The sequence below is a fragment of the Fischerella sp. genome, assembly GCF_013388695.1.
GTDB lineage: Bacteria > Cyanobacteriota > Cyanobacteriia > Cyanobacteriales > Nostocaceae > PCC9605.
Map to the genome: position 1 here is coordinate 46,473 of NZ_JACAEU010000115.1, position 24,790 is coordinate 71,262.

18 protein-coding genes are annotated in these 24,790 nt (G+C 42.3%); 10 read left to right on the plus strand and 8 right to left on the minus strand.

Annotated features, from left to right (window positions below; all coding sequences use genetic code 11):
• Positions 1-46 precede the first annotated feature (46 nt).
• Positions 47-2,173 carry a flavin-dependent dehydrogenase gene (locus HXY43_RS15560; RefSeq protein WP_290884344.1) on the minus strand — a complete coding sequence of 709 codons (2,127 nt, stop codon included), beginning with the start codon at positions 2,171-2,173 and terminating at the stop codon, positions 47-49.
• A gap of 157 nt (positions 2,174-2,330) precedes the next feature.
• On the opposite strand from HXY43_RS15560, the gene HXY43_RS15565 reads away from it, so the two are divergent.
• A complete protein-coding gene (locus tag HXY43_RS15565; RefSeq protein WP_026731254.1) occupies positions 2,331-2,564 on the plus strand; it encodes a hypothetical protein in 234 nt (77 codons plus the stop codon).
• A gap of 529 nt (positions 2,565-3,093) precedes the next feature.
• On the opposite strand, the gene cimA is transcribed toward HXY43_RS15565, so the two are convergent.
• Positions 3,094-4,710, minus strand: coding sequence for a citramalate synthase (gene cimA / locus HXY43_RS15570; RefSeq protein WP_290884347.1), 1,617 nt, complete (start codon positions 4,708-4,710; stop codon positions 3,094-3,096).
• Positions 4,711-5,181: 471 nt separating this feature from the next.
• Here cimA and HXY43_RS15575 point away from each other — a divergent pair, with 471 nt between their 5' ends.
• From HXY43_RS15575 to HXY43_RS15595, 5 genes are all read left to right on the plus strand, one after another.
• Positions 5,182-5,520 carry a 2Fe-2S iron-sulfur cluster-binding protein gene (locus tag HXY43_RS15575; protein ID WP_026731252.1) on the plus strand — a complete coding sequence of 113 codons (339 nt, stop codon included), beginning with the start codon at positions 5,182-5,184 and terminating at the stop codon, positions 5,518-5,520.
• A gap of 15 nt (positions 5,521-5,535) precedes the next feature.
• Positions 5,536-5,925, plus strand: coding sequence for a hypothetical protein (locus tag HXY43_RS15580; RefSeq protein WP_290884349.1), 390 nt, complete (start codon positions 5,536-5,538; stop codon positions 5,923-5,925).
• Positions 5,926-6,154: 229 nt separating this feature from the next.
• Positions 6,155-8,176: a glycine oxidase ThiO gene (gene thiO, locus HXY43_RS15585; RefSeq protein WP_290884351.1), complete on the plus strand. Its 2,022-nt coding sequence runs from the start codon at positions 6,155-6,157 to the stop codon at positions 8,174-8,176.
• Positions 8,177-8,338: 162 nt separating this feature from the next.
• Positions 8,339-8,518 carry a ssl1498 family light-harvesting-like protein gene (locus HXY43_RS15590; RefSeq protein ID WP_026731249.1) on the plus strand — a complete coding sequence of 60 codons (180 nt, stop codon included), beginning with the start codon at positions 8,339-8,341 and terminating at the stop codon, positions 8,516-8,518.
• A 261-nt stretch (positions 8,519-8,779) separates the two neighbouring features.
• Positions 8,780-10,969 (plus strand): tetratricopeptide repeat protein, encoded by a 2,190-nt coding sequence (locus HXY43_RS15595; RefSeq protein ID WP_026731248.1) that lies wholly within the window; start codon positions 8,780-8,782, stop codon positions 10,967-10,969.
• Between the two features lie 191 nt (positions 10,970-11,160).
• Here HXY43_RS15595 and HXY43_RS15600 read toward each other — a convergent pair whose 3' ends face one another.
• The 4 genes from HXY43_RS15600 to HXY43_RS15615 all read right to left on the minus strand — a co-directional run bounded on the left by HXY43_RS15600 (position 11,161) and on the right by HXY43_RS15615 (position 17,465).
• Positions 11,161-14,289 (minus strand): plasmid replication protein, CyRepA1 family, encoded by a 3,129-nt coding sequence (locus HXY43_RS15600; RefSeq protein ID WP_290884355.1) that lies wholly within the window; start codon positions 14,287-14,289, stop codon positions 11,161-11,163.
• A 479-nt stretch (positions 14,290-14,768) separates the two neighbouring features.
• On the minus strand, positions 14,769-15,296 hold the full coding sequence (locus tag HXY43_RS15605) for a hypothetical protein (protein ID WP_290884357.1): 528 nt from the start codon (positions 15,294-15,296) through the stop codon (positions 14,769-14,771).
• Positions 15,297-16,149: 853 nt separating this feature from the next.
• The gene (locus HXY43_RS15610) at positions 16,150-16,338 is read right to left on the minus strand and encodes a hypothetical protein (RefSeq protein ID WP_290884359.1); all 189 of its coding nucleotides are present in this window, start codon (positions 16,336-16,338) and stop codon (positions 16,150-16,152) included.
• Between the two features lie 59 nt (positions 16,339-16,397).
• Positions 16,398-17,465, minus strand: coding sequence for a glycosyltransferase family 4 protein (locus HXY43_RS15615; RefSeq protein WP_026731245.1), 1,068 nt, complete (start codon positions 17,463-17,465; stop codon positions 16,398-16,400).
• A gap of 425 nt (positions 17,466-17,890) precedes the next feature.
• Between HXY43_RS15615 and xth the strand changes: the two genes are divergently transcribed.
• From xth to HXY43_RS15630, 3 genes are all read left to right on the plus strand, one after another.
• Complete coding sequence (gene xth, locus HXY43_RS15620) at positions 17,891-18,679, plus strand: exodeoxyribonuclease III (RefSeq protein ID WP_290884362.1); 789 nt, start codon at positions 17,891-17,893, stop codon at positions 18,677-18,679.
• A 761-nt stretch (positions 18,680-19,440) separates the two neighbouring features.
• A complete protein-coding gene (locus HXY43_RS15625) occupies positions 19,441-20,316 on the plus strand; it encodes an SDR family oxidoreductase (RefSeq protein ID WP_026731243.1) in 876 nt (291 codons plus the stop codon).
• Positions 20,317-20,424: 108 nt separating this feature from the next.
• The gene (locus HXY43_RS15630) at positions 20,425-21,921 is read left to right on the plus strand and encodes an HlyD family efflux transporter periplasmic adaptor subunit (RefSeq protein WP_290884365.1); all 1,497 of its coding nucleotides are present in this window, start codon (positions 20,425-20,427) and stop codon (positions 21,919-21,921) included.
• A gap of 80 nt (positions 21,922-22,001) precedes the next feature.
• On the opposite strand, the gene HXY43_RS15635 is transcribed toward HXY43_RS15630, so the two are convergent.
• Together HXY43_RS15635 and HXY43_RS15640 are read right to left on the minus strand one after the other, a co-directional pair.
• Positions 22,002-22,250 carry a hypothetical protein gene (locus HXY43_RS15635; RefSeq protein ID WP_026731241.1) on the minus strand — a complete coding sequence of 83 codons (249 nt, stop codon included), beginning with the start codon at positions 22,248-22,250 and terminating at the stop codon, positions 22,002-22,004.
• Between the two features lie 377 nt (positions 22,251-22,627).
• Entirely contained in the window at positions 22,628-23,857 is a 1,230-nt protein-coding gene (locus tag HXY43_RS15640) for a methionine gamma-lyase family protein (protein ID WP_290884367.1), read from the minus strand.
• Positions 23,858-23,942: 85 nt separating this feature from the next.
• On the opposite strand from HXY43_RS15640, the gene HXY43_RS15645 reads away from it, so the two are divergent.
• A complete protein-coding gene (locus HXY43_RS15645; RefSeq protein ID WP_290884369.1) occupies positions 23,943-24,761 on the plus strand; it encodes an acyl-CoA desaturase in 819 nt (272 codons plus the stop codon).
• Positions 24,762-24,790 lie beyond the last annotated feature (29 nt).

The window sequence follows — 24,790 nt, forward strand, 5'->3', positions numbered from 1 at the left end:
GGTCAATAGTCATTGGTCATTAGTCATTAGTAAAAGCAACTTTTGACTATGGACTTTTGACTATGGACTTTTGACTATGGACTTTTGACTCTTGAGTGTGGACTTTTTTTATTTCTGAGCGTCCTTTGCCGGTGGTCAAGGCGTAGTTAATTGCTAATAACTGCAAGTACAATGCCGGATAGCGGTTTTCCAACCACTGACCATTCCGATGGAGAAATTTTGGCAACCATCTACTCAGTAAAGCACTGACTGTACTATGGCGAATAAAGTCAAAATAGTTACCTAACCAACGCAGCAAATCCTTACCACCAGCGAGTTCCCAAATCCATAGTAGTAATGCTGGATTTTTCTTGGCTGCTTTCAGTGCTAACCGATTAAAAGTCGCCAAATCGAATCTATCTTTAATAAAGTCATCTGCTACTTGTGGGGGTTCGTCTACCAACAACCCGAAGAAGTTATTCAACATAGTGTTGATGCGTTCTGGTGGTAGAAATTTGCCAGTGGGAACCATCATGCCTTTGGAAAACATCCAAGTCACGGCAATATTATTTTGGAAGGCACGAATTCGGTTTAAGTGGCGCAAAGTTAGCAAGTCATGTTTGAGAGCAATATCTAAAAGAGTGGTAAGGCGTTCTAAGTTGCGAACTAGAGAACCAAATCCCGTGAAAACCAGAGGAGACTGGAGTGATGCAGCATCACCAATGGCAATTAATCGATCGAATGCTACTGTGCGATCGCTACTTCCCACGCTAAAATGTCCAGGTATATATCCAAATGTCGGCTTTTTCCAGACTAGCTTGTCCATGTTGCAGCGCCGATACTCTGGCAAAATCGTGAAAAAGTCCTCGTACATTTCCAACAATGAACCAGGATTGTGGGGATTAACTTCGTGGTAATGAAACAAATAAATTGTCAGTTCTTCATCCGCACCAGGAAACAATTCCCAAATTAACTGCCGTCCCCGAGAAATATCGCCGTGACTGTTGAGAACATCCCCATACTGAGCATCCCACACTCCCGGCTCAAATCCACGCTCAATCACCGCTCCTACTGTCGGACAGACACTGTCAAAAGCACGACCACCATTCAATTGCCATGCGATTGGTGAGGCCGTTCCCATCGCATCCACCAGCAATCGTCCACTCGCTTGCTTGTCAGTTTGATTGCTTAAGTCTTTAACTGTAACGACAACTTCTGATGTATAAATATCTGCTCTGATAAACTCAGTTTCATCCCAGATTTCACCACCTGCTGCTCGTAGCTTTTGCCCGCATAGTTGCAGCAATTTTTCAGAATCCAACCCCAAATTTAGCACTGTTGGAGTATGCAAAATAGGCGCTCTTAGCTTTTGTGGAATATAAGCATCAAAAAATTTATTAAATCCGTCTTTGTACTCGCGTGCAATAATTGATTCTACCTCTGCGGGTGTCAGCAAACCAAGGTTAATTAAGCATTGAATTTCATCGCGGGAAATATTCCACTCCCGGTTCATGTGCCCAAAAGGTAATCGTTCCACAAGCAGCACTTTATAGCCCAGCTTTGCCATCACAGCCGCGTGAATGACACCAAGTGCACCGCCCACATAGATTAAGTCGTAGGTAGGGTGGTGAGGTGGTGGGGTGGTGGGGAGACTATTTTCCCTTATCTCCCCATCTCCCTTGTGAGAAAATACCACCTGACGCGGCTTCTGGGGATTCCGCACGCCTTGACGCCAGCGTTGCTCCCACCAGTACACCCGCTTGAGGTCATACTCTCCGTTGGGCATTTTCTGAAAATACTTGACGGTGAGGGGATAGTAGGGAGCTAGTGCTTCAAAAATCGATTGCTTGGATAAGTCAATCGCTGGTGGTTCGGGATATTGATTGGGAAAGCGGCTTCTAATACCAGTAGTGAGTGTTTTGAGAATTTGCCCTTCTCGCGGAAACGGTTGCTCTGACCAACGAAACACTTTCAAATAAGTTGTTCGCTGTAGTGACCAAACAAAAACAGAAAGTTCAGTGGGTAAATTTTCCGGAATAATTTGTTTATTTGGTGTATTTTCAATCATTCTCAGGCGAAAGCCGTCTTTTGTCGGCACTTTTTCACCGATTCCTGGTTCAAAATCAGCTTGTAACCATTTGCGTACTGCTGATGTATCCGGTGTGGGAATTTCTAAGTAAAGTATCTCTCTCATTTTTTTCCAATCTCCAATAAATATATGCACTAAGACAGATTCAGAATAAGGGTTATTTGCAGTAAAATCCGCCCTATCGCTTGATTAAAAATTCGATAAAGAAATTTTAAAAGTTTGTCAAATTTTTTGTTCATTTTTGTTTCGGTAAACTCACGCCATGAATTATCCCATTCCAGACAACCCTCAAGAAATCGTAGCCTTGCGGCAAAAGCCAGTTGATGAAGAACTAGTTGCTGCTGCGATCGCAGGTGTCATAAAAATTGTCCGCGCTCAAGGTCAATCCTTAGAAGAATTAACCGCTCAATTGCTAGCTGAAGATACCCTACTAGATAAACAGCAGCGACGCTGGCTTAGCCAAGTGGTTGCCCAAGCTTGGGAAAAATTTTCTTAGACTGTTGAGTGGTTTATTGTTAGTGGTTAGTAGTTAGTGGTCAACTAACAAGCAGCTAACAAATTGCCAATCACCTTGTGTGGTGTGAGAGTATCAATGTGTGGTCTAAGATTGGCAATTTGCGGGTTAATAGCGTAAACAGCGCAGAAATGAGAAAATTTAAGCTAGAGTTCTGGCACTAGAACAATCAATACTCAAGTTACTGAAATTATCGAGATTTTGATGTAGAGGAATTCAAGATTGCGCTTCAAGATTTTCAAAAGTTTACATCATCAGACTCAAGGATTCTAAACTGTCTTAGGACTTACGCACCACTCCTTGCATAAGCCTACAGAAATGCCTAGAGTATTGATTCAGTATTCATCAATTCTTGGTGCGGTAAGACCAGGTTTCCTCTTTGTGTCTTAGTGTCTTGGTGTTTCAAGAATTCTTTTTTCACCACAAAGACACAAAGACACCAAGAAAAATCCATTTCCAAGACTCACACCTTGATAGGGGGAAGCAAGGGAGAAATTCTTCTTTGTCCTCTTCAACTCGAAGTCCTCACAGCTGCTTCAGCTTGTGAGTGCAGCAACAAACCATATTCCAATCCCTCTACTACCGCTTGATAAGAAGCCTCCAAAATATTTGTAGAAACCCCAACGGTTGTCCAGCGCTGGTGGCCACTTCCTGACTCTACCATTACGCGGGTTTTGGCTGCTGTACCTGTATGTCCGTTGAGAATCCGTACTTTGTAGTCTGTCAGTTCAAAAGCAGCAATGTGGGGATAAAAATTCACTAAGGCTTTGCGTAACGCCGCATCCAAAGCTGCAACCGGCCCGTTTCCTTCTGCTGCTTCCAAAATATCGTTACCATTCACAACTACTTTCACTGTGGCAAGGGCGCTAGTAGTTTTTTCTCCCTGTACCAAGTCGCAGTGGACTTGAAAACCTTTAATTTCAAAAAACTTTTGGCGACTTCCCAATGCTTGGCGCATTAACAATTCAAAACTTGCTTCTGCTGCTTCAAATTGATATCCTTCACTCTCCAAATCTTTAAGCCTTTCGAGAATTTGCCGCGTTGTAGAGTCATGCTTGTTTAATTCAATACCAAATGAGCGGGCTTTTGCTAAAACATTACTGACTCCAGACTGTTCGGAAATGACAATCCGGCGACGGTTTCCGATTTTTTCTGGTTGAATGTGTTCGTAAGTCAGGGGATTGCGTTCCACTGCCGATACATGGATGCCGCCTTTGTGAGCAAAAGCCGATCTGCCAACAAATGGCGCGTGTTCGTCAGGAGCAAGATTTACTACCTCGCTGACAAAGCGACTGGTTTCCGTGAGTTGCTCAAGCTGGCTGTCTTCTATACATTTAAAACCAAGCTTTATTTGCAAATTAGGGATTAACGAACAAAGATTGGCATTACCGCAGCGTTCGCCGTAACCGTTAATTGTACCTTGTACCATTTTTGCACCCCCCACGACTGCGGCAAGAGCGTTGGCAACTGCCGTATCGCAATCGTTGTGCGTGTGAATACCTAACTGGGTTGCGCTAGGAATAGCTTTAACTATATCAGTAATATTTTGAGTAATTTCATGGGGTAAAGTACCACCATTAGTATCACATAATACTAGCCATTCAGCACCAGCAGCGATCGCCGTCTCTAATGTCTGTAAAGCATAATCTGGATTGTGTTTGTAGCCATCAAACCAATGTTCTGCATCGTAAATAACGCGACGTCCTTGAGCGCTTAGGTATTCAATGGTGTCACGGATCATCGCCAAATTTTCCGCTAAAGTGGTCTTGAGTCCTTCTGTGACATGTAAATCCCAAGACTTGCCAAATATAGTTACCCAACGGGTGCCAGCAGCGAGAATCGCTTGTAACATCGGCTCAGAAGCCGCAGTTGTATGAGGGCGTCGAGTCGAACAAAAAGTAACTATTTCAGCTTGTTTGAGTGGTTCTTCTTGCAACTGCCAGAAAAATTGTACGTCTTTGGGATTTGCCCCTGGCCATCCGCCTTCAATAAACGGAATACCCAATTGGTCGAGTCTCCTAGCAATGCGTAACTTATCTTCTATAGACACCGATAATCCTTCGCGCTGAGTTCCATCTCGAAGTGTGGTGTCATAGATCCAAAGTTGGGGTAAGGAATTAGCGGTCATAAGATGGGGACTGTTCAGACAATTTGCAAGGCAATGCGCGATGATCCACTGAGATTTTCTTCAGTTATTGTTGGTGAATTTTAGACCATCACTCAAGTAAATAAAAATATAGGTATCAACAGGAGCCATCCCTTCCAAAACTAAAGCTAAAAGGCTCTCATAACTCTATAAATTTTGTAAAATTTAGATATCTCTCAAATCCTCAACAGATTTTACCGTTTCCAAGGATTTTTCAAGGCTTTTGAATCGAACTGTTACAAATCCCTAATCTGTTAATGAATTTTTGTTGCTCTATAAACCTTAATTATATAGTAATTTTCAGTGATTCGTGAATTTCTTGTGAAGACTTTCAACAAAGTCGAGAGCCAAAATTTCTCTTTTACCTGGCTTTTACAATATAGTATTTATGAGTTTTTCGGTATCAGAAATAAATTGTTACAATACAACCTAAATCCTCTTTAGTAATCTGCGATGCCCAAGGTACAAGCTCAAGGTAAGACAATTGAGTGTGTGTGCGGAACCAATCTGCGGAAGATTTTGCTGCAAAATGGTATTGACCTCTACAATGGCGGTGCTAAGGTAATTAACTGTCGGGGAATTGGCAGTTGTGGTACTTGTGCAGTTCAAGTAGAAGGTGATGTCTCAAAGGCAAATTGGCGCGATCGAGGGCGGCGCTCCCTACCTCCTCATTCTCCGACAAAAAACCTGCGTTTAGCTTGTCAAATTCAGGTTTTAGGAGATGTAAAAGTCACAAAATTTGATGGATTTTGGGGAGAAGGTTCTCAAGTAGTCTGGACACCAGAAGGTTAAAAAGGAGAAAAAAACATGGGTAGATGGACACCACTTATTTTGATGGCTGGAGGCTTGGCGATTTTATTGGGTACATTGCTGGGTATCAGCTTTCCAATGGGCGGCGGACAAAATACCGCTCAGGCTCCCGGAGGAGGTAAAACATCGCGAGTTCTTCCTGCTAATATCAATGTCAATAGTACAGCGACTAGTACAACTCCCGCAGAGAGCAACACAGATAGTAACAAAAGTAATGTTGCCCAGAATAACACTGCTGATGACACAACAACTGATACAAGTATTGACGAAACAACTGAGACAACAACCGCTCAGAGTAACTCAGATACCAGCACTACTGATGACACTCAAGTAAATGATGATACAAATCCAAGTCAGAACGACGAACCAATTCGAGCTTTGTGGTAGTGCCTGTGAGTCAGTGATTACTAGTTATGAGTTCCAGTTATGGGTTAGTAGTTAGTAGTTAGTAGTTAGTAGTTAACAGTCTGTAGTCAATCGTCATTGCTTTTGACGATTGACTATAGACTCTTGGCTATTGACCAAAATTTTTGAAGGAACACTTTGCCAAGGTGAAGGAGACTTCTAACAGGCAAGTGTTTTGCTCTTGACTGTTGACTAACTGACTAACTGACTAATGACTAACGACGTTTTAATTATTGGTGGCGGCGTTATTGGGTTGGCGATCGCCATCGAACTCAAACTGCGCGGCACAAAAGTCACTGTGTTGAGTCGTGACTTCCACGCTGCTGCTACACATGCTGCTGCTGGGATGTTAGCACCAGATGCTGAAAACATCCCCAACCAGGCTATGCAGGAATTGTGTTGGCGATCGCGTTCTATTTACGCTGACTGGACGCAAAAGTTAGAACAACTCACCGGTTTGAATACTGGTTACTGGCCCTGCGGTATTTTAGCACCAGTCTTCTCTGAAGAAGAGGGGGAGAGAGGGAGAAAGGGAGAAGGGGGAAATTATCACAACTATTCTCTCACTCCTCCACTCCCCCACTCTTCCCCATCTGCCTACTGGTTAGATAGAGAAGCCATTCATCAATATCAGCCAGGATTGGGAGAAGTAGTTGGTGGTTGGTGGTATCCTGAAGACGCTCAAGTAGACAATCAGGCACTAGCAAAAGCCCTGTTGGGTGCAGTGCAATCTTTGGGTGTGGAACTCAAAGAAGGAATTGCAACAGAAGGCATTATACAGCAACAGGGACAAGTTGTAGGTGTGCAAACCAATGCTGGTATCTTGCATGCCGAACACTATGTTTTAGCCACGGGTGCTTGGTCAAATCAATTGTTTCCTCTACCCGTGCGTCCAATCAAAGGGCAGATGTTGAGCGTGCGCGTGCCGGAATTTGTTGCAGAATTGCCCTTAGCACGGATTTTGTTTGGACAGGATATTTACATCGTACCGAGGCGTGACCGACGAATTATTATTGGTGCAACTAGCGAGGATGTTGGCTTTACTGGGCAAAACACACCCGCAGGCATTCAAACTCTACTCCAACATGCTATTCGCCTATATCCCCAAATCCAGCATTACCCCATTGAGGAATTATGGTGGGGATTTCGTCCTGCTACGCCCGATGAATTACCAATACTAGGAACTAGTCCTTGTAAAAACTTAACCTTTGCTGTCGGTCATTACCGTAATGGTATTCTGCTCGCGCCCGTAACAGCAGAATTAATTGCTGATTTAATGTGCGAGCAAAAATCTGATTCTCTACTTTCTCATTTTCATTACTCGCGCTTCCAGGCCAAGTCATCTACCCCTAACCAAATGCTCACTCACCCTGCTAATTTCTCGGCTACTCTTACTCCCCCTCCACACACTCTCTCTGCTATTTCCCAACTCTCCATCCCAGATTCACCACTCGTCATTGCTGGTAAAACTTTCACTTCTCGTTTGATGACGGGAACTGGCAAATATCGCAACATTGAAGAAATGCAGCAAAGTGTGGTGGAAAGTGGTTGTCAAATTGTTACTGTTGCAGTGCGGCGAGTGCAAACCAACGCCCCCGGACACGAAGGTTTAGCTGAGGCGCTGGACTGGACAAAAATCTGGATGCTGCCCAACACTGCTGGATGCAAAACAGCTGAAGAAGCTATTCGCGTCGCACGTTTAGGACGGGAAATGGCGAAACTCCTAGGACAGGAAGATAATAATTTCGTCAAGTTAGAAGTAATTCCCGACCCCAAATATTTACTTCCAGACCCCATTGGCACTCTGCAAGCAGCCGAACAGCTAGTGAAAGAAGGCTTTGCTGTTTTACCCTATATCAACGCTGACCCCATGCTAGCCAAACATTTGGAAGAAGTAGGCTGTGCAACGGTAATGCCTTTAGCTTCACCCATTGGTTCCGGCCAGGGGCTAAAAACGATCGCTAACATTCAAATCATCATTGAAAATGCCACTGTTCCTGTGGTCGTAGATGCTGGCATTGGATCGCCATCCGAGGCGGCGCAAGCAATGGAAATGGGCGCAGATGCTTTGTTGATTAATAGCGCGATCGCCCTAGCACAAAACCCACCATTGATGGCACGTGCAATGAACATGGCAGCAGTAGCTGGGCGTCTGGCATATCTGGCTGGCAGAATGCCGATCAAAAACTACGCCAATGCCTCTTCACCGCTGACTGGAACGATTACGAATTAGGAATTGGTTGCTGGTTAGCAGATAGTGGTTAGTGGTCAATAACCAACTACTAACTACTAACCACTAACTACTAACTTTTATAACGAATTGTTTATGATGGTAAGAGTGTTATGTTGCATTTATGTAACATAATACAAAAAAGCAGAGTTAAGGAATTGATTCATGCCCTACACTACAGAAGAAGGCGGTCGTCTCAATAATTTTGCCCGTGAACCGAAAGTATATCAAGCAGAACCCCCCACGCCACAACAAAAGCGCAACTATGTTTTCTTGGGAATTGCCGGGATAATTTTGGTTAGCGGTTTGATTTTTGTTGCCTTCTCTGTTTCCAATCTGAGTTGATTAAGAATTTTCTTCACAAATCAATTGACTTTTATGCCTCTTCAGGTTCCTACCTTAATGGGAACCTGGTTTTTTTGTTTGTGAAAATCGCACCTAATTTAAGGTATAATAGTACACATTTTGTCTGTTCAAAGCCTAAAACTTTGATTTATCCTGAGCAGAGTAACAAGTACTTGAAAATCGTAGTCAAAGTCAGATTTACAGGCTGCTTGAATATGCCCTTAAAAGGGATGTACACTGCGTTTTGGCTCCTTAGCCGCCATGAGCGTGAATGATACTGCACATTCGGATAAATTTGCGTGGAATCGGCAAGTATACCACCGCCTAAAACTTGCCCTCAGTCTAGGTTTGCGGCGACAAATCTATATAGCTGTGTGTGATGATTTAAACCTGAGAAATCAGGTGGCAGCACGTTTGCATTCAACTTTGGCTTATCCGGTTGGGCAAGTGCTATATCAACCATCAGATACACACGAAGCCAGCACACCAGCTTATCCACGATTAGTTACCTTACGGTTAAATTTAAGCGACCCTAACCCCATATCACAAATCAATCAATGGCTGGTAAATTATCCACCACCCATCGTTGGGGCATCACAAGATTCTCCAGGACGGCCACTGCCAATACCTGCATTTCAAATTGTGGGCGTTGAGCAGCTAACTAAGCAAGCAGTGGCAGTACAGCGTTTATTTTTGCACTACCTGCGTCTAACTGAACAGCATCTCTCAAGCCCAGAATCCAGCCATTTCTTAGAATCTAGCCTGCTATTATGGACACCGCGTCCTTGGTTGTATGCTATTCAACAGTCGGCCCCGCAATTTTGGCGTTGTCGTACTGGTGTATTTATGTTCGCTGGAGAACCAACACCTGCAACTCATGCAAAAGCCCCGCCAGAACGCTTTTCTGGCTCCAGAGGTTTGGATTTAGGAAATCTTGAGCAAGCGATTTTTGAAGAATCTGTCTCTGATGATGATTTTGCCGTAGAAGATTTTGATTTTCAGCTCCAGACGAGTGTTAATCGCGGACATAATCCCCAAGAACCTTCGCCGATTAAGTCGGAATTATTTATACCAGGAGCTACTACGGAGGAAGAGGCTAGCGATCAAGTCACCGCCTATGAAACTCCATTGCAGATGCGTGTGTCGCACATTAGCAAAGAGTTAACAGAATTAGTACTGGCAACGATTAATACTGCTGTCGGTAGCGATCGCGATGAAAGCAAGCAAGTGCAAGAACTTTTGGAGGAAATAGAGGATTTACATTCAAAACAAGCCTCTGGGGAGCTACTGGCAGTAGCATACCATCGCTTGGGGAACTTGTATCGCCTGCGGATTGAACAAGGACAGACTACCTTAGAAAACTTGATGGTGGCAATTCTGTCATATCAGGAGGCAATTACCCACGATGAAACCTCGCCGCAAGTACCAGATATTTTGAATGACTTGGGAACACTTTACTGGATGCTGTACCGCACACCAGCTAACTCTGAAGAAGGCCAATCTTACATACAACAGGGTATTGAATTTTATCAGTTAGCTTTAAAACTGATTGCACCTGATACACATCCAGAAACTTACGCACGCGTGCAAAACAATCTGGGGACAGCTTACGGTGATTTAGCGCGTTTTACAAACCCAGCAGAAAACTGGCAGCAAGCTGTTACAGCTTATCAAGAAGCACTCCATTTTCGTACCGCCGAGATGGAACCGTTAAAGTATGCTGCGACTCAGAATAACTTGGGTACTGCTTACTGGCATCTGGCCCAACACAATCAACAGACGGAGAATTTAAAGAAGGCGATCGCCGCTTACAACCTTGCTCTCGTTCACTATAGTCCCGAACAGGAATCGCTCAAATATGGCATGATTCAAAATAACATCGGTACTGCTCATTGGAATTTAGCACAGTACGAAAATACGGCAGAAAATCTGCGGCTTGCAATTGATGCGTACAGAGAAGCTTTAAAATATCGCACTCCAGGACATGTTCCCTCCGCCTGCGCTGCCACACAAAATAATCTTGGTACTGCCTACTGGCACCTAGCAAATCAATCACAAACTACAAAAGAAGAACGGCATAAGTTCTTAGAACAGTGCGTTAATGCCTATGAAGAATCTCTAACCCTGGCTCACTCCCTTGGTGTTGGTACTTTAAGCTTTGATGTGTTTGCTACTCACAATAACTTAGGATTAGCCCATTTTCAGCTAGCAACAGACCAGCATTTTAGTAGCGATAAAACCTCTCGTTCTCAACATTTAGAAGCAGCATTAGAAAACCATTTGCAAGCTTTAAATGGATTGAATCAAAAATCAGAGGTATATCAAGCTACATTCAATTATGTGGTCAAAACAATTCGTGCTTTCCACGATGAATTAGGAATACAGGGACAAAATCTGGCATTATCCAAAGTTCCCGGTCATTTGTTACCAGAAATTCTACCGAGGTTGTGAACAACTTAGTAAAAAATTGCATAAATTCATAGCGAACTTTTTGCACCAAAGCTCTGCGATCCTTTGCGTTTACCTCCGCGCCCCTCTGCGTTTAAAATCGCTACTCTTTTACACAAAGCTATACTTAGCACAGCCCCACCCTCTCCCTACTTCCCTATCTGCTTCTACGAGTAAATTAAATGTTTCAAAGCTTATTTGTAGGCTGCATAGGTATGTTTTGTTTGTTTAGTCCCTGTAGATATATGTCCTGCTGCATCTATAAAATCAGAAGAATAACTAGCAATATCACATCCAATGTTCTTACTATTAGCTAACATCAACTCATCTCTTTGATGCCAAACTGCAAATATTTTATCCCTACCATCATTGAGCGTCTTTGATTCTATTTGATAAACTTCATTGATGCGCTGTAACTTCAAACCCAACAAATTTAACAATCGGCTGAGTATTTTAATTGGCGAAACGTCCTCTTTTCCCCTCACCAAATTAATACCAAGTGTTCTTTTAATGTGTTTACTACATTGAACAGCAGTATTTTTCAGTAAAAGTAAATCAGCATCATTTTCGGTAAAAACTCGTTCTGGTTCAAGGAATTGAAGCATTCCTAATGCCCTCATTACCTCAACTTTAAGGGTGTATATTTTTAAATCTGGTAGAAAAACCTTACCTTCTCCCCACGATAATTGTTGATGCCATTCTTGCTTATCTCTAAGCCGAAAATACTCGCTTTCATGAGTGAGATAATAGTGAATTAACAATTGCCAATAATAACCTTGATCGTCCCGTAATTTTAGTTGGGGAGTAATTTGTATACCATATCTTTGTCTAAGAATATATTTCTTGATTTGATTACGTTCTTCATCAGTCAGTGAATGTTTGCCTAAGAACTGCTCATATTCTACGTAATCAATATCTCTAGCATTAGCTACAGCATTTGCTGCTGCTAATTGATTTTGTTGCTTAATTTCTCTAATTTTACGTTTAATTTCTTTCGCTCTTTGGCGTCTTTGTGACCAATCTTTTTGGACTTTAACAATTTCTAGAATCAATCTTCTGCGAGTTGGCAAATCATTTGGATCAGTTGCTAAAAAGGCAAGGCGTAAATCGCGAATAATATTATTTTGAACAGCATTACTCCGCATCTGAATTTGATGACCATCGCCGATCAAGCCATCTTTCAGCGATTGACGATAGATGCTGATAGAAGCATTCACCCTTGCAGCTAATTTAGACCAAGTTCGCAAGTGAATAGGATCATAAACTAATGGCAAATCTACATCCACTTTATGCAATGGACTGAGTAAAGCTAAGTTTTCTTTTTGATTTTCCTGATACCAAGAAGATAGCAAGCGATAATTTGTACTGCCACTGCCAATTAAACCAATGCCTCGCTTTGCACACCAAACTATTCGCGGTACATCATCGCGTACTCTTGCTAATGCTTGTCGTGCTTCCGAATCAGGAATTACTCCTTGAAAAATACCGTAAACACAGTCAAAATGTTGTACATCAATGCTAATTCCTGTTCCTAAGCTAGGAGTAACGAAAACAGTATCATATTCAGTTACTTTTTGATTAATAGTTGCAATAAAGTCTGCTGCTTCATGACCAGGTGTATTTGTTGTGAGACTGCTAACTACCAAGGTTTTAGGAAATTGTGTTAGCAATCTTTGCAAACGTTCTTTTAAGTAACCTGCTATTGTTTCACAACTGTAACGTCCAGAGCGACTATCTGTGGTAACGTAGCATTTACGCCCAGCCAGTAAATCCAATTCAAGTTGATGAATTAACGGTGTTGGATTCGGTGAATCATAGTAAGTTACATCCCAACCCCGCTGGGGTTTCCACTGATTAACTACCACCCAAGGCGTTAAGTTAATTCCTGATAATGCCTGTAAATATTCTAAAGAAACATCTGATAAATCGGCATCTTGAGCAATAACTAATCCACCTGTAGTCAATACTTTAGAAATTAATTGCTGAAATATATTTAAAATCTTAACGCGCTTTTCTTTACAAGTATTACTGTTGAGAAGATGCCACAAAGATTGTTCAACTTCATCTAAAATTATTATTGCTCCTTGCCAATCTTCTGGATTCAGTTTCCAAATAGAATCAACACATAAACCAAGATACTTATTGGGAACTAGGAATTGTTTTTGTTCTTCCATTCCCCATTCCCCTAACCCTATTCCCCAATTTATGCCAACTTTTTCACATAAAAATCGACCGAGTTGAATTCTGTGAGTAATTAATAAAACAGGTTGATTTCTGCTTTGAGCTTTTTTAACTACGGTTTGTAGTGCTGTAGTTTTACCTGTTCCTTTTGCTGACTTCACTCCTACTAATCCAGAAGTAGGAAAAGGTATTTCCTCTAAATAGCGATTGTTAAGCGTGAGTGCAGCAGAAATTGTTAATTCAGTGTGAGGTTTAGTTTGGGCAAGGTAAACTTCTAAATCAACACTTTGGCGATAAATTTTCTCGAATGCATTCGCACCTTTGGCGACGATAAACTCATCAACCCCTTTTTCTATCCCTGGCAGTTGAATGACTTGTACAGGGCAATTTTTAGCTTGGAATAAAAAACCAAGTTGGGAGATAGCATTATTTACCGCTGCGATTTTTTTAGGTTCAGTTTCAAAATCAAAGCAAATGTAGAAGGTGCGCCTCGTCATAGCGATCGCCGCTAAGTCGGATATTAACTGGCGACTTATGACTTTGCCAAATTCATCTTTGGTAACGCGATAACCACTTGTAATTCCGGGAATACCTATGGCTGCATATCCTTGTGTTAAAAGTGCCGCCGCTTTCTTTACACCCTCACAGATAATTACGGGTATGTTCCGTTCCACGATCCATTGCCAAAAGCCTACTGCTTCTCCCTTGTCCGTGAGGCTAACATTTTCGGGCATGGCTTGATTGTAACGTTGGGCAATTTGCTGCCAAACGCACAAGTTAACGCGCAGACAGAATACTCGCGTCGGTGTACAGGGAGGATGTTCGTACTTAATGCACTTGCCTTTTTCATTCTGTCGGGGCTGGTTTGGCTTAAAACACCCCCACTCCATCGCTTGCCAATTATTCAATGGATCGAGTCCAGAACACCACCAACCACCAGAACTAACATGATCGTAGCGTTGTAGCCAGCTACTCTTAACCATTCCAGTGTTTGTGCGAGGTACACGTTCTGAAATTAACAGGTAATCATAAGCAGTTTTGTCTTGAACAGACCTAAAATTTAAGTCTGCCAAGTGTAAATCTATGCAACTATTCTTGACTAACTCTTCAAGATGTTGAGGGTGTAGATAGTGCAAATGCATTGGCTGGAGCGGAATGGGGGACAATGGATTTAAAACTTACCATGCCCCTGCTTATTTTGATAGAAGTAATTTTAACTATTTTCAGCTGCTTTTTTTAACTATGTTACGGGAGATACAACGGTAAAATCTTGGGCGAGTTATGGAGCCTTTTTTACTGCAAGAGTAATAAAATTGTATTGTAATATTTTTTGAGCTATATATTTTATTTTTACGTATATTTATCAGTTCTGCAACATTGTCGATCTGTTTTAACTATGAGAAGTTATGCTTTCGAGTCCAGACAATAGACTAAGCAAGATTTTCATATACATTTGTATTACTTAAGATCCGAAATTCATACCCCTACCTAAAAATTAGCAGGGGTACACTCATGCAATAATTTGCTTGAGGTATCGAATAGAAGCGATCGCTCTTTAAAAATTCTGGAAGACAAATTCTAGATATATTTTTAGACGTAATTCAAGATGATTGATCTTTAACTAATTTTTCCCCTTATTATTTTCTTCCTCAATACTTTTCCGCAGTTCAATAAACTGCTTACCTGTTCCTGTAATTTTTACGTAATTAGACAGGTTACTTCCCTTGTAAGGGATATCACGAATTTCTTCCATATCTTCAATATAACCTACATCCCTTAAGAAGTAGAGTTCTCTTTCTAATTTGGCTGTTAGATCATAATTACCATAGTTACCAGAGTTAATTTTTTGCAAGGTTTTATACATTGATTCTGGTATTGATAAAACAAATAACTTATCAACTCTATTCTTTGTGGTAGTTAGTTTTTTGTTGAGAGAATTAATTTTATTGTCTATTTTATCCCGGTCGAATGTCAGCGCAACAACATCCTCTGCCCGTGGGATAAAAACCATTAAGATAGCAATGAAAATCAATGCTGCTATGATTAATACAGAACCACGTCCAGAAAATAACATCACTAGTAAAATGCCTTCCATGAAAGCAAGGCATGAAAAAGCAGCCCACCACTTTGTGGAATAATCTTGAGTCATTACTTACTCTCCTAAAAAATGTCTAGAGGAAGTATTTTTATTTGGAATTAAATTTAATTATAGTTTTTATTTTTAAGCGCGATGAATATTAATATTATGATGTCTTGATAATATAGATATTGGAGTTCAAAATAGTATAAATACTCATTTTTTTTGGAGAATGAGAATAGATAATGCGAATATTTGATTGATAATTACCTGTAATTAATTAGCGGCAATATAACAAACTAAGATATTAAATATATTTGGTATGAATGGTTACAATTACCTGCTGTAATTGCTGGAAAAATACAAGCTTCAGTACAAACTGAATATCCAAGGTAGATAAGATAAATTGACTAAAACTTTAGTAATACAGTTAGCACATGAGTTAGAATACCTAACTGTTCGCTCAAGCTGAAAGACAAAACATCTCTTGAAAAAGCTTAATTGTGCGATCGCAGTAAAATAACTATATTTGAAAATACTTTGTGCCTTTGTGCCTTGGTGGTTAAAAAAATCTTGAAACACCAAGACACTAAGACACAAAGAGTAAAATAATTTTTATGGGTTCTGGTGTACGCAATTCATGACGGCTACTTAACTCTGAAATAAGAACAGATAAACACAGATGCACGCAGATAATTTATCTGCGTGCATCTATAGTTGTGTCAAAAAAATCAATTTTTGCAAAAAGTCTATTGAATGAATAGAGGGAATTCTATTCCTAGTAAGCGATGGACACACTCACTACTAACTCAGCTCATAATTTATAGACTATAGACCCCAAACTGTAGTCTCTAGAGCAAGTTTCCTAATTAATAGACTTTTTGGGAACTTAGTTAGAACTACATCAGTCTTGAATTATGAAATTCTAGGAATTTCTCGTTGACTGTGAAACTACTGCTGTATTTCTCCCTTCAACCACACTCGAAAGACGACTAACAGTCAATAAGGGTACTTCTTGCCGGCAGGTCTGACAAAACCAATAAACTTCACTTTGACGGACATGGCGCAGGAGGGAACCACCGCAACAGGGACAAGTGTTGCTTCCCATGTTCATATTAATGTCCTCCTTGTAAAAAATTGTTGATTTTTTAGATGCACTCAAAAAACTGTTGTTTAAAAAAGGATTTTCGCAGAATGGATGCGCCCATTTAAACTAATACGGTTTTTGATGAGTTGTTCATAAACCGCTTCGTACCCATTGACCATCTGGGTAACGCTAAATTTGTTTTCTACGTATTCTCGGCAGGTATGACGGTTTAACTCCAAAGCTTTAGGAATCATTGCCGCCATTTCATCATAACTTTGACATACAAAGCCTGTCACCCCTTGGGCAATCACCTCCGGTACGGAACCCAAATTAGTGGCAATTACTGGTGTACCAGTTGCCATCGATTCAATCATCACCAAGCCAAAAGGTTCTTGCCAGGTAATCGGGAAGAGTGTAATTGCCGCATTACCCAAAAGTTCTGCTTTCTGCGCGTGATTTACTTCTCCAAGGTATTGAATTTGCTGACCATCGATTTGGGGGGCAATTTCTTTTTCAAAAAATTCAGAATCCACTACATCCACTTTTCCAGCCATTTTCAACCGCCACCCTGTTTGCTTAGCAATAGCGATCGCATGTTGCGGGCCTTTTTCTGGTGAGAAACGTCCTAGGAATGCCAAATATGGAGGATCTTGGGGTTGAGCTACAAAAGGATAATCTTCTGGATCAATCCCGTTGTAAACCGTGTCAACGTAATTAAGGTTTATCAGTCTCTGCGCGTTACTTATGCTGACGTATGGTTGCTGGTGGTGGTGGCTGTATACATGACGGGTATCCGTTGTAAACCTGCCGTGCAGAGTATGCACTGTGGGTGTTGGCACCAAACTCGCTAGAGGTAAAGCCGAAATCCCTACATGGGAATGAATTAAGTCGAATTCCGCAGCCTGTTGGTAAACTTGGCTGAGTTCCAGCATTTCGTACACTGTGTACTCTTCGACCTGAGAGTCCAAGCGCAGCGCACGTGGATACACTGCTTCTAGCTTAGCCAAAGTTTGAGAGTCTCCAGAGGCGAACAAAGTGACCTCGTGACCACGACGAACTAGTTCATCGGTCAAGCGACTCACTACTAGTTCAATTCCTCCGTATGTTGGAGGCGGAACTCGTTCCCATAAGGGGGCTACTTGAGCGATTTTCATAAGTTGTTTTGGTTCAGCAGGTGATACTGTCCTCTAAAAGTGGACTTACATACAAATATCATAGAGCATTTGTACTTAGTCATCTGAATTTTAGATTAACCTAACTGACTCCTGAGAGTGCAATTCTGGTTAACCGAACTTTGCGATAACTACTTAGCTATCAGACCAGACAATCAGCATGACTCATCAAGCTACTGCACTCCTTAATTTAAGGTCTATAGTGTTGTGCTTGCATCTATCTTGGGGATCATAGATAATGAAAGATTTTGTAGCCAAAAATACTAAATTCTGCAATGGGATCAATGTGGAAAGGAGTGGGGGAGTGGGAGAGTGGGAGATGGGGAGATAGGGAGAGTAGGAGAATAACCACTAACTACTAACCACTAACCAATGACTAATGACTAATGACTATTGACTATTGACTAATGAAAATTGCTACTTGGAACGTCAACTCGATTCGCACTCGCTTGCAGCACGTTGTTGATTGGTTGACTCAAAATCCGGTTGATGTGCTGTGCATGCAAGAAACCAAAGTCGTGGATGAAAATTTTCCGCGATCGCCTTTTGAGCAATTAGGCTATCACCTCTATTTTTCAGGTCAAAAATCTTACAATGGAGTTGCAATTCTGAGCTTGCAACCCCTACAAGCTGTAACCACTGGTTTTACACCTATTTTGACGAAATTACCGCCAGAATGGGATGAGCAAAAGCGGGTCATAACTGGTGTAATTGATGATATCCGCATCGTAAATCTTTACGTACCCAACGGTGCAGCGGTGGGTAGCGAGAAATACGAATACAAACTGCGTTGGTTGGCTGTGTTGGGAGAATATTTGCAAACTCTACAAGTCTTTACACCTGACATTTGTGTGTGTGGCGACTTCAACATTGCCTTGGAAAGCAAAGATATCAACGAAAAGGTAAAGACTGAAAATCATATTATGGCATCCGAGCCAGAGCGCCAAGCCTTACGAGATGTTCTCGCATTAGGATTTGCGGATGCTTTTCGCAAATTTACATCCGAAGGCGAACACTACACTTGGTGGGACTATCGCGCCGCATCTTTTGCCCGTAATTTGGGTTGGCGAATTGATCATCACTATCTCACACCAAGCTTATATGAGCGTGCGAAAAGCTGCACTATTGATATAGCTCCCAGAAAATTACTTCAGCCTAGCGATCATGTGCCAGTAATTGTGGAACTTGAGATATGAGAGGGATTGGGAAAACTTTTTATCGATGTTCTAGCAAATCTCCAATGGCTTTTGCTAGACAGCGATCGCTGTTATGAGTGCGTGAATTACTGAAATGAGAAAGCATTCAAGCATTTTGAGAAAGTAAACCGCTGTTTGCTTGCGGAAAACACCAAAATGAATACGCGATCTACTGAAATGAGAAAGCGATCAAGCATTTTGAATAAGTAATATGCCTTTTTGCTTGCTGAATCTACCGTTTAGGAGAAAGCGATCGGGCATTTTGAGTAAGCATTTTGGCTTTAGGAGCAAGCAATCTGCCTTTTTGCTTATTGAAATTGACTTTATTTATTGTTTCGATGAAGTGACGAGTTGTGGCGATCGCCTCTCTTCACAATCACCAAGCATAATAACTTTGCATTCCAGCACCAAACTTAATCAGCGGTGCGTTCAAAACCTTTGATTTTCCATCAGTCCGCGGAGGTGGATTTCATTTATATAGCTGCGATTTCTAATCGCCAGGGATAACAGAGCATTTATAAAATAATTATTAAATTAGTAGTGTGTGTGAAAGCGAAGCGTAACGCACCAAAAACAGATGGTGCGTGGCGGCATTTTGATTGATTGTTTACTTGCAGTATCAACGCAGCCCCACCACACACCCTACATATACTAGGGAAGAGTTAGTAGTTAGTAGTTAGTAGTTAGTAGTTGATTTTTTACCACTAACCACTAACCACTAACCACTAACCACTATCCACTAACCACTATCCACTATCGCTATGTTTCTAGTCACTGGAGCATCGGGAGGAATTGGTCGTCGTGTCGTGCGACTCCTGCGCGAACGGGAAATGTCAGTTCGGGCATTTGTCCGCCTCACCTCACGCTATGGTGAGTTAGAACACCGAAGTGCTGACATCTTTATCGGTGATTTACGACAAGAAAAAGATATTCAGAAAGCTTGTCAAGGCGTACAGTATATTATCAGTACCCACGGTTCCGATGGCGATCCATTAGCTTTAGACTACCGTGCCAATATCGAACTGATTGACCAGGCAAAAGCCAACGGCGTACAGCACTTTGTTTTCATTTCCGTATTAGGAGCAGATCGGGGATATGAAGATGCTCCGGTGTTCAAGGCGAAACGAGCAGTTGAGAGATATCTGGAAAGCAGTGGTCTAAATTACACAATTTTACGTCCAGCTGGATTAGCATCTAACTTGCTGCCATTGGCAGAACGATTTCGGGAAACGGGGATATATTTGCTGATTGGCGACCCCAAAAACCGGACTTCGATTGTAAGTACAGATGATTTGGCAAGGATGATAGTCGATTCAGTGACAGTTGCAGCCGCTCGCAATCAAATTTTATCAGTCGGTGGCCCGGAGATTTTATTGCGAGAGGATATTCCCAAAATTTTCGGTCGCATCTTTAACAAAGAGCCAATAATAATTAATCCGCCACTGTTTGTGATTGACGGGTTACGTGGTGCCTTGGGTTTTATTAATCCCCAAGGACAAAAAAATTTGGGAACCTTCCGCACATTGCTAGCAAATGAATTTTTCTGTACAACTGAAGAGATTAACAACTTAGAAGCGATTTTCGGTTTTAAGTTGGAAACACTGGAACATTTTTTGCGGCGTTATTTAGCAGTTTAATTAGGGAGTGGGGATCAAGGATCGGGGATCGGGAAGAATTTATATTTAGTCCTTATCCCCTATCCCCTATCCCCTATCCCCTATCCCCTATCCCCTATCGAAAATTCTATGAGATATTCCCTGGCTGCAAATGCTGCTCAAGCACGTCAAACAAAACAGGCATTTGCTAAACCAACCGAACAACTTTCTTATGAATTGGGTAAGGCGGTACAGGAATTGCCGCCTTTATACACAAGATTATTAGCAGGAACAATTAGTGTAGTAGTTTTAGGAGCGATCGCTTGGGCGCATTTTTCCCAAGTAGATGAAGTGGCGACTGCATCGGGGGAGTTAATCGCTTCTACCCAAGTACGACCGGTAACATCGTTGGGGAATGGCTCGATTTTAGCGGTGAGAGTTAAAGAAGGCGATCGCGTCACTAAAGGTCAGCCGTTGATAGAACGCGATCCAGATTTACAGCAATCTGATGTGATCCGCTTGGCTAAATCTGCCAGACTGATTCAAGAAGACTTGCGGCGTTTGGATGCGGAACGCACGGGAGCTAAAAATACAGGTACGCAACTGCAAGATGAACTTTTAACCTCACGCTTGAAAGACTACAAAGCGCGTCAAGCTGCGGCGGAAGCAGAAGCAAATCGTCAGGCGGCGCTAATCGAGCAAGCTAAAGTCCGCCTGACTCGGTTGCAAGATAACCTCATCAATGCTAAAAGCAGCCTTGCCAACGCCAAAACAAACCTAGTCAACGCCGAAAAGATTCAGGAAAAAGTTACCAGCAACCTAGAGATTGCTCAAAAAAGAGAGCAAGGCCTGCGTACGCTTAATAATTCTGGTGCGATACCAAGAATAGATTACCTGGAAGCACAAGACAGACTCAATCGTGCCAATGCTGAAATCACTAGGGCTAACGATGAAATTACAAACGCCCAAAATAAAGTTACTGAAGCGCAAGATAAAGTCACATCTTTAGAAAAAGATATTGATGCCCAAAAGCAAGAAATTCTGCAAGCACAAGCATCATATCAAGCGGCTAAAAATCAAGCACAGCGTTTAGAGTCAGAACGTCTCAGTGAAATATTAACTCAAACAAACAAGCGTAAAGAAGAATTAACTAACGTTCAAGGTCAACTCGACCAAGCCCAAAAGCAGCGACAATTAGAAACTATCCAAGCTCCTGTGTCTGGAACAATTTACAGAGTCAAAGCCACAAAAGGCCCAGTGCAATCGGGTGAAGAATTACTGTCGATTTTGCCGGATGGAGAAGAACTACTCTTAGAAGTGAAAGTCCTCAACCGTGATATCGGCTTTATTCGTGAAGGTATGAAAGCAAAGGTAAAAATGGCGACTTTCCCGTTCCAGGAATTTGGCATTGTTGATGGTGAAGTCGTGCAAGTCAGTCCAAACGCGATCGTTGATAAGGAATTAGGTTTAGTATTTCCCACCAGAATTAAACTGAACAAACACTCCATCGCAGTTCGGGGTAAAGAAGTAGGATTTACTCCTGGTATGGCTGCTAATGGTGAAATTGTCACCCGTAAGAAGTCGGTTTTGACTTTTATCTTAGAACCAGTGACTCGCAGATTCAGCGAAGCATTTTCTGTCAGGTAGGTGAGTCGCTAGCAATCCATGACGCAGTACCAGTATTAAGTTGGAGGTCGTCCCCCCCAAGATGCACCCACCTAATAGCTTTAGGCGGTCTTCTTTTCCTGCACAATTAAAGAGGCTTGCGCTTGTGCAGTAGAAACTAAAGTCCAGCCTGCTAGCAGCAATTTTTGATAGGTTGCCCATCCTTTGGAACCTCCAGGTATTGCATAATCTGGTACAACTTCTGGAAAAGTTCTGTATGGTTGCCAGGGCTGATTAGGTGCAGTTCTCAAGTGCAAAATTTTCTCTCCATTACCGCCAAGCCTAGGAAGCCAACACATTTGTCCGTGCATATATCAAACTCCTTAAAAACATTAAATTTTTGAATAGTAGTTGAGCAGAATTTACTTGTACTTGTGTACTTGATCGTAGAAATTTCATAAGAGATCGACATCTGAAAAACGTCTCTCATTCCATCTCAACGAAATAGATAGATTTCCTCTAACTAAAGTTGATTGAATAGATAAATTTGCCTAAATCTTTCGTTTTCACCTTGCCCCTACCCGACTTCTGCAAGAAGTCTACCGTGTCCCCGTGTCCTCTTCATTAGCAGGTAGATTATGCTTGTAGTTTTCTGAAATCATTAATAAACAATAAAGGCAGGCAAGATGCCTACCCCACCACAGTTAACAATCTAAAGATCTAAAATTGCCTTCACTCTCCATCTTCTTCAGGCTGGCCCCACCACTTCTATTGCGGCTTCTAGGGCGATCGCCACATGAGTCCAATGAGTCCCGCCTTGGCAATAAACCACATAAGGTTCTCGCAACGGGCCGTCAGCAGAGAACTCTAATGTGCTACCCTCAATAAATGTCCCGCCAGCCATAACGACTTTACTTTCGTAACCTGGCATTTCATCAGGAATAGGGTCAAGATAAGAACCGATGGGTGAATTTTGTTGTATCGCCTTACAAAAAGCTATTAGCTTCTCAGCGGAACCGAGTTTAATTGCCTGGATCACATCACGCCGGGGAGCAAAGGGTGCGGGATTAACTGGATAACCAAGCTTGTCAAAAACATAACCAGTTAGGTGAGTGCCTTTCATGGCTTCTCCTACCATCTGAGGTGCGAGAAATAAGCCTTGGAAGAGGAGGCGATTTTGGTCAAAAGTAGCACCACCGTAACTACCGATACCAGGCGCAGTAAGCCGACACGCAGCCGCCTCTACCAAATCAGCGCGACCGGCGACATAACCGCCAGCGGTAACGATAGTACCGCCTGGGTTTTTAATCAAGGAACCCGCCATGAGATCGGCTCCGACGTGGGTAGGTTCACGGGTTTCGATAAATTCGCCGTAGCAATTATCAACAAAACAAATCGTGTTAGGATTTTGCTGCTTGACTAAGTGAATAATTTTTTCTATATCGGCAATTGATAGACTAGGACGCCAGGAATAGCCACAAGAGCGCTGAATTAAGACTAAACTAGTGTTATCCTCCACCGCTCGGCTTAAAGCTTGCCAATCTACTGTTCCTTCTGGAGTAAGATTCAATTGGCGATAGCGAATGCCAAACTCTATAAGGGAGCCTTGATCATGACCCCGTAAACCTATTACTTCTTCTAATGTGTCATAGGGAGCACCAGCCACCGCGAGCATCTCGTCACCAGGACGGAGGACACCAAATAAGGCACAGGCGATCGCGTGGGTTCCAGAAACGAACTGCACTCGTACAGCAGCTGCCTCAGCACCCATAAGTTCCGCAAAGACTTTGTCTAAAGTTTCTCGGCCTAAATCATCGTGACCGTATCCTGTGACACCTGCAAAATGGTGTGCGCCGACTCTATGATGGCGAAAGGCATTTAAAACTCGATGAAGATTTCCCTTGACCTGAGCGTCAATTCCAGAAAAAATCTGTAACAGTGCCTGTTCTGCTTGCCGCAGCTGTTCCAAGCTGTTCATTAGTCCCTCTTTCACAAAAAAATCATAATATGCGGATTTACGGATCGCGCAGACTAGGCTGAACAATTCCTATTCAGGTTACTGCATGACAATTGCTACATCAACAAAATCCCGAACCCATTTGGTACACGTCACATTCTTGACTATTTTGCACGCTGGAGCTCTACTTGCTCTAGTTCCCAGTTTCTTTAGCTGGAAAGCAGTCGGTGTGTGCTTGTTTCTCCATTGGGTAACAGGTGGCTTAGGTATTACTCTGGGTTATCACCGCCTAGTCACCCACCGTAGTTTTCAAACTCCTAAGTGGCTGGAGTACTTCTTGGTTTTGTGCGGAACTCTCGCCTGCCAAGGAGGGCCAATCGAATGGGTAGGTATGCATCGAATGCACCATTTGTATTCGGATAAGGAGTTAGACCCCCATGATTCCAATAAAGGCTTCTGGTGGAGCCACATGGGTTGGATGATGTATCAATCACCACTTCAGCCAGAAGTCCCTCGCTTTACGAAAGATATTGGCGATGACCCAGTTTATCAGTTTTTTCAAAACAATTTAGTTTGGCTCCAAGTTGCCTTGGGTTTACTATTGTTAGCGCTGGGTGGTATGCCGTTTGTTGTTTGGGGGGTTTTTGTTCGTCTTATCCTCGTCTGGCATTGCACCTGGTTTGTCAACAGTGCTACCCACAAATTCGGTTATCGTACCTATGATGCAGGTGATAACTCCACAAACTGTTGGTGGGTGGCTTTGGTTACATACGGTGAAGGTTGGCATAATAACCACCATGCCTTTCAGTACTCAGCTCGTCACGGGCTGAAATGGTGGGAAATTGACATGACTTGGATGACTATTCAGTTGCTGCAAGCGTTAGGTCTGGCTACGAATGTAAAATTGGCAGACAAGAAACAATAAGTCAAGAGTCAAGAGTCAATAGTTCAAAC